This is a genomic window from uncultured Bifidobacterium sp. (genome assembly GCF_959020145.1).
GTDB lineage: Bacteria > Actinomycetota > Actinomycetes > Actinomycetales > Bifidobacteriaceae > Bifidobacterium.
Genome location: NZ_CAUEQY010000014.1, coordinates 23143 through 29573 on the forward strand (window position 1 = coordinate 23143; position 6431 = coordinate 29573).

Here is a 6431-nt window from a genome sequence, read left to right on the forward strand (position 1 = left end):
GAGGAGAAAAGGTGGATTTGGGTGAACTATCTTCCGACCAGCGATTTCCACCCTTTGTGGATAACTTGTTTACCTACGATTGGTAAAACGTTTTTTGTGGATAAGTTACGTTTGCTGACAAGCGAAGTTGTCCACAAAAACGGCAAAAAGAACGTCCTCCGACCACAACCCTTGAAAAAGGCCATGTGGCAATCGCAAGTATGCAAGCCTGTTGAATTACGACAACAACGATGTGCATATCGAAAGGACGATGCGATGAATGCGATGAAACGACATACGCTTGCGATTCTGGCCGCGGTATTGGCGGCCTGCATCATAATCGTGGGAATGACCTGCCCGGCCGCGCTGGCCGCCGAACAGCTGCTGCGCGCGAACGGCAAGCATTACAACTATTTTCTCGATGGAAAACCGTATGTGATCGGGGTGAACGCGGAATCGAGATCGGGCAAATTCTATTATTGCCGGCAAATCGAAAGCATGACCGACTATAAGGTCACCGAAACCACCACCGTGGAAAATACGGAAGCGGCGCGGCGCCTCGCATGGCTGCTGTCCGAATATCAACATGACGGGGAACCGGTGCTCACGTATGCGGCGATCGGCGTGCTGGTGCACCGCAACTATGACGACCAAAAGGTGTAGGTCAGGCATGAGCAATACCTCTTCTCGGTGATGGACGGGCTGGAAAGCAAGGTCAACGAGCTTTGGGAGGAGGCCGCGAACAAGCTGCCGGTTTCTTCGAGGGTGACGCGTGATGATCGGCAGGGATTGCGGTCCGGAAGCCTGTTCGTGCAGTTGCTGGATTCGAGTGGACAGCCGATCGAGGGCGTATTCACGGCGACGATCGAAGGTCCGGCCGTGTTCGACGAGGACGACGAGCCCACGGCAGTCGGCTGGGCCGAACTGGAGGGAACCACCGTGTATTGGCATGCAACGGGTGCCGGCGAGGTCAATATCAAGGTCGGATACCAGTCCGTGGGATTGGATGAGGCCGTCACCGCGCAGAAAATGATGGTGCTGAACGATGTGGTGGAACGTGAGGATAGCCTGCTGACGTTCAATGTCGACAACCTTTATGCCCCCGAGCAGGAAATGCCGCAGACAGGAAGTCCGATGGGGCTGGTGTTGGGTTTGGCGGCTGCCGTGATGTGCTGCGGGGCGTTCATGCTGTATGCGGTACGGCGACGATGATATGCGGCGATGATGTCGTCTCGCGGAGGTGATGCTTCTCGATGAGAGTTGCGATATTTCAGCTGCAATATATTCCGCATGTGCGTGAGAATACGGCTATATCATGCTGAAAACGTTGAAATTAAGCCGCAGACGAACATATTTTTCTGCTGACGAACTCCCATTTTCACGTATCTACAATCATGGCGTCGTCGATACGAATGGAGGTTGCGATGACAGAAGAACATGCAGATGAAACGATGGTCGCGAGCATGCGTGCGGATGCCGAACGGCAGGGAGCCGATGATCGGAAGGTTACCGATGCGCCGCATTATCTGGCGCGGGTGCTGATGGCCAACGGCATACGAAACATGTATGGCGTGGTCGGCATTCCCGTCACCGATTTCGCGCGCATCGCGCAGGGCATGGGTATGCGATTCGTGGGCATGCGCCATGAGGAGGACGCTGTGAACGCGGCCGCGGCCGACGGATTCATCACCGGTCGGCCGGCTGTCACGTTGACGGTATCCGCTCCGGGATTCCTCAACGGTCTACCGGCACTGCTGGAAGCCACGGTGAACGGCTATCCGGTCATCATGATCGGCGGCTCCTCAACCCGCCATGTGGTCGACCTTGAGGAAGGCGAATACGAAGGCCTCGACCAGATGAACTACGCCAAGCAGTTCTGCAAGGCTTCGCTGCGCATCGACCGCATCGAAGATATTCCGCTCGCGGTGGCCCGTGCCATGCATATCGCCTCTTCAGGACGCCCAGGCGCGGTGTACATCGATTTCCCCGATGACACCGTGGCACAGACCCTGAGCCAAAGCGAAGCCGACCGCCTGATGTGGACGGCAACCGACCCGGCCCCCGCCGTGGTGCCGGCACGCGAATCCATCGACGCGGCGCTCGCATTGCTGCAGCAGGCCGAACGTCCGCTCATGGTGATCGGCAAAGGCGCCGCAATCGCCCGCGCCGAAGAGGAAATCCGCGAATTCGTCAAGAAAACGGATATTCCATTCCAGCCAATGTCCATGGCCAAAGGCGTAGTGCCCGATACCGACCCACACAGCACGGCAAGCTGCCGTTCCACCGCGCTACGCAACGCCGACGTGGTATTGCTGGTCGGCGCGCGACTCAACTGGATGCTGTCGTTCGGCCAGGGCAAAACGTGGAACGAACATGTGAAATTCATCCAAATCGACATCAATCCGGAAGAAATCGAAAACACGCGCAGTATCGATGTACCAATCGTGGGGGATATTCGTTCCGCCATGACGCTGCTCAACGGATCTCTGGAAGAATACCCGTTCAAAGCTGACGAAACCTGGCTGAACATGCTGAAGGAAGCCAGCGCGAAAAACGTGGCGAAATTTGAAACCCGCGAACAATCCGATCAGCTGCCCATGAGCCATTTCAACGCCTTGGGAGCCATCAAAAAGGTGTACAACAAACACCATGAAGATCTCATTCTCACCAATGAGGGAGCCAATTCGCTCGATGATTGCCGCAACATCATCGACATGCTCGAACCGCGCCATCGTTTGGACTGCGGCACGTGGGGTGTGATGGGCTGCGGCACCGGCTATGCGATTGGCGCGGCGCTTTCCACTGGCAAGAAAGTGCTGTACATCGGCGGCGATTCCGCATTCGGCTTCGATGGTATGGAAGTGGAGGTGGCCTGCCGCTACCAGCTGCCCATCACCTTCGTGGTGCTCAACAACGGCGGTATCTACCGCGGCGACTTCGAAAACCTTGGAGCGGACGGTGACCCGTCGCCGCTGACGCTTACCTACAACGCGCATTACGAGAAGGTCCTCGAAGCGTTCGGGGGTAAAGGTTACTATGCCACCACTCCGGAAGAAGTCGAACGCATGGTCGGCGAGGCGGTCGAATCAGGCAAGCCAAGCTTCGTGCATGTGCAGATCGCGCAGTATGCGGGCAAGGAATCCGGCAATATCGGAGCGTTGAATCCGAAGCCGGTGGTCGGAGCCCTCGTTGATTCCGAAGTCACCATGTACGACTACGCGACCGGCGCTCGCATGTAGCGCATCGGCTGTCGGTATGACATGTGGGCGTGCGAACGGTGGAATGCGTGCGCCCACTTTTTCTGCCTGAAAACCAATGATCCGATCAACGTATCTGCAATATCAGCAATATCAGCAATCAAACAATATTGCAGAAGATTGCAGATAGAAAAAATATAAAGAAAGAACGACAGTGATAAACATACTTGTTGACGACATCGTGCCAATTATTGTCATTATGGCATTAGGGTATATTTGTGGAAAATTCAGTTATTTTGATGACGATCAGCGGCAGGGACTTAATAAACTTGTGTTGAATATCGCGCTTCCTGCGGCGTTATTTGTGTCCATCATCAAATCGACCCGTGCAATGCTTGCGAAAGACGCAACATTGACCGCCATCAGTTTCATCGGCGTCATCGTCATGTTTATGGTGAGCTATTATCTGTGCCGGTTGCTGTTCCACCGCAGCATTCAGGAGGCGGCCGTCTGTGCTCTGATCGCAGGATCTCCGACGATTGGTTTCCTTGGATTCGCTGTGCTTGATCCGATTTACGGCAACACCGTCAGCACGAATCTCGTCATAGCCATTATTTCCATCGTGGTCAACGTGGTGACCATTCCGATCGGCATGTATCTGATCAACCTCGGCCAGGCCAAAGACCGAGCGAAGCTTAGCGTACAGGCCGAAAACGCGGTCAATGCAAAGGCCAATGCAAAAGGCGATATCACGCTTGACCCGGCACGAGATGCCGCAACCGACAAAACCGCCGAACTTATGGTGCATGGCACGTCGAATACGGGAAAGAACCGCAACGGCAATCTGCAGGCGTTGCTCGACGCACTGAAGCAACCGATCTGCTGGGCGTCGTTATTGGCCATTTTCCTAGTGTTGGTGGGCATTCATGTGCCAAGCCAGGTGGCGCCGACCTTCGATCTGATCGCCAAAGCGAATTCCGGTGTGGCCGTGCTTTCCGCGGGCCTCGCGCTTTCCACGGTGAAATTCTCGCTCGGTTGGGAAACCATCTGGAACACGTTCTTCCGCCTGATTCTGACGCCTGCAGTGTTCCTTGGCGTGGCGCTGTTGTGTGGCATGGGCGGTGACATGAACAAGATTTCGATGCTGGTGATGGCGGTCGCGTTGCCGCCGGCGTTCTCAGGCATCATTATTTCCAGCCGTTACAACATTTATGTAAAAGAAGGCGCCTCGACCACGGCCGTCGCCACGGTGGCATTCGCGGCCACCTGTCTGCTGTGGATCTGGCTCGTCCCCTTCTGCGTGGGCTGATTCAGTATCCTCACTGTAGCTCACGAAGCGCATATAGTAACGGAACGTTGAAATTCCAACGTTCCGTTACTGCATGCGCTTTTTGTGACGGTAAACCGTAAGACGTAAGACATGTGATTGTGTGCGGAAGTGCGGGGCGTGGACTGCAATGGATGTGACGCATAACAAATAAGGGCGAATCTTGTGATCCGCCCTTATTCGTGCGCCAGTGCGCGCTAACGTGCGTTACTTCAAATCAGCCTGCACACCATCGTTACCGCCGATCACACCGGAATCACGCAGCGAAGCGATCTGATCGTCGTCATATCCCAACGCATGCAGAATCTCACGGTTATGCTCGCCCAGCTTCGGCGCACGCTGGTAATCCGGCACGAAATTACTCATCGTAAACGGCATGCCGATCGTCTTGAAATCGCCGCGCGCATCCTGCTGGTCAATGGTCACAATCGTGCCATCCCCATTCAAATCAGGATCGTTCTCCAACTCATACCAATCCAACACCGGGCCGACCGGCACGCCCTTCGCACCCAATTCCTTGGTCAGCGTGTACTTGTCGAACTGCATGGTGTACGCCTCAACACGCTGGTACACCTCGGTTTTATGCTCGTCACGCGCATTGGCGGTATTGAAACGCGGGTCGGTCAGCCAATCCTCGAATCCCATCGCATGGCAGAAATTCTCGAAGCCCTTCTTGGACTGTTGAACCACTATATATACGTAAGCGTTCGGGTCATGCTCCCAGCCTTTCGCGCGGTAGCACCAGCCAAGCACCAAACCACCCTCCGCATTCGCTGCGCGCGGAATGGCTTTGCCTTGCTTGCCCCACTCATAATTCGGGTAGCAGTCATAGTAGGAAAGCTTGCCCAAACGGTCGAGAATCAACTGGTCGCGCAGCTTGACACGGCACAAGTTCAGCACCGCATTCTGCATCGACTGGTACACATAGCAACCCTCACCGGTATGCTCGCGCTGCAACAGCGCCGAAAGAATGGCGATCAGCAGATGCATTCCGCTGTTGGAATCGCCCAATGCGGCGCCGGACTGCGTGGGCACATTGCGCTCGCCGTCATACCAGCCGGTGGTGGAAGCGGCACCGCCCGCGGACTGCGCGACCGGCTCGAACGCCTTGACATGCTCGAACCGGCTGCCCTTGTTGAAGCCCTTCAGCGACGCCATGATCAGACGCGGATTGATCGCATGTACGTCATTCCATCCGAAACCAAGCTTTTCCACGTCTCCCGGGCCGATATTCTCTACGAACACGTCGGCTTTCTTCAGGAGTTCGGCGAGGATTTTCTTGCCTTCCGGATCTCTCATGTTCAGCGTGATGGATTTCTTGTTGGCATTGAGCTGAAGGAAGTACAGGGAGTACGAGCCATCCACGTCGTTCATTTCATTACGTGTCGGATCTCCGCCCTGCACCTTCTCCACCTTGATGACGTCGGCGCCCATCCATGCGAGCATCTGCGTGCACGACGGGCCGGACTGCACCTGCGTCCAGTCAATCACGGTGATGCCTTTCAGCGGCGCGGTGTCCTGCGTTGCCTTTGTTGCCGTATCGTGCGTTGCGCTGTCTTGCATTGTGGTGTCCTGCGTCGCGTTGTGCGCGTTCGCTTGATTCATATAATGCATTGCCTTGTTCTCCTTATATCTGGTGATATGTGGTTGGCGAGGTCAACGTAGCGCGTGCAACCTTGGAGAACGTTGGATTTTCAGCCTTGAGCGGCAATCTTCGCTTTCGGCACATGCGATTGGCGGATCCGGCGCATTTTCTCCATACTTTCGGCACATGCGATTGATGAACTCGGCTGATATACCCGGTTTTTGTCGGGTTTTGTCCAGATTTTGTCCGGAAATTGGTTTTGGTGAGATTTGACGGAAAACAAAAAAGCTAGGAATTGTTGCAATTCCTAGCTTTCATCAGTAGCGGGGCATGGATTTGAACC

General features: G+C 55.2%; 5 protein-coding genes. 4 read left to right on the top strand and 1 reads right to left on the bottom strand.

Annotated elements, in window-relative coordinates; translation table 11 throughout:
- The first annotated feature begins 21 nt into the window (after positions 1–21).
- The 4 genes from Q5H33_RS05710 to Q5H33_RS05725 all read left to right on the top strand — a co-directional run bounded on the left by Q5H33_RS05710 (position 22) and on the right by Q5H33_RS05725 (position 4485).
- Complete coding sequence (locus Q5H33_RS05710) at positions 22–642, top strand: hypothetical protein (protein WP_302423486.1); 621 nt, start codon at positions 22–24, stop codon at positions 640–642.
- Between the two features lie 27 nt (positions 643–669).
- Positions 670–1191, top strand: a complete 522-nt coding sequence (locus Q5H33_RS05715; protein ID WP_302423488.1) for a hypothetical protein — start codon at positions 670–672, stop codon at positions 1189–1191.
- 251 nt (positions 1192–1442) lie between these two features.
- Entirely contained in the window at positions 1443–3218 is a 1776-nt protein-coding gene (gene oxc, locus Q5H33_RS05720; protein WP_302423489.1) for an oxalyl-CoA decarboxylase, read from the top strand.
- Positions 3219–3390: 172 nt separating this feature from the next.
- Entirely contained in the window at positions 3391–4485 is a 1095-nt protein-coding gene (locus tag Q5H33_RS05725) for an AEC family transporter (protein ID WP_055063687.1), read from the top strand.
- A gap of 225 nt (positions 4486–4710) precedes the next feature.
- Here the strand turns inward: Q5H33_RS05725 and frc are convergent, their stop codons facing one another.
- Positions 4711–6066: a formyl-CoA transferase gene (gene frc, locus Q5H33_RS05730; protein ID WP_047749771.1), complete on the bottom strand. Its 1356-nt coding sequence runs from the start codon at positions 6064–6066 to the stop codon at positions 4711–4713.
- Between the last annotated feature and the right edge of the window lie 365 nt (positions 6067–6431).

Coding starts and splice junctions, on each gene's coding strand:
- oxc (WP_302423489.1), top strand. CDS start 1,443: ATGCGTGCGGATGCCGAACGGCAGGGAGCCGATGATCGGAAGGTTACC.
- frc (WP_047749771.1), bottom strand. CDS start 6,066: ATGCAAGACAGCGCAACGCACGATACGGCAACAAAGGCAACGCAGGAC.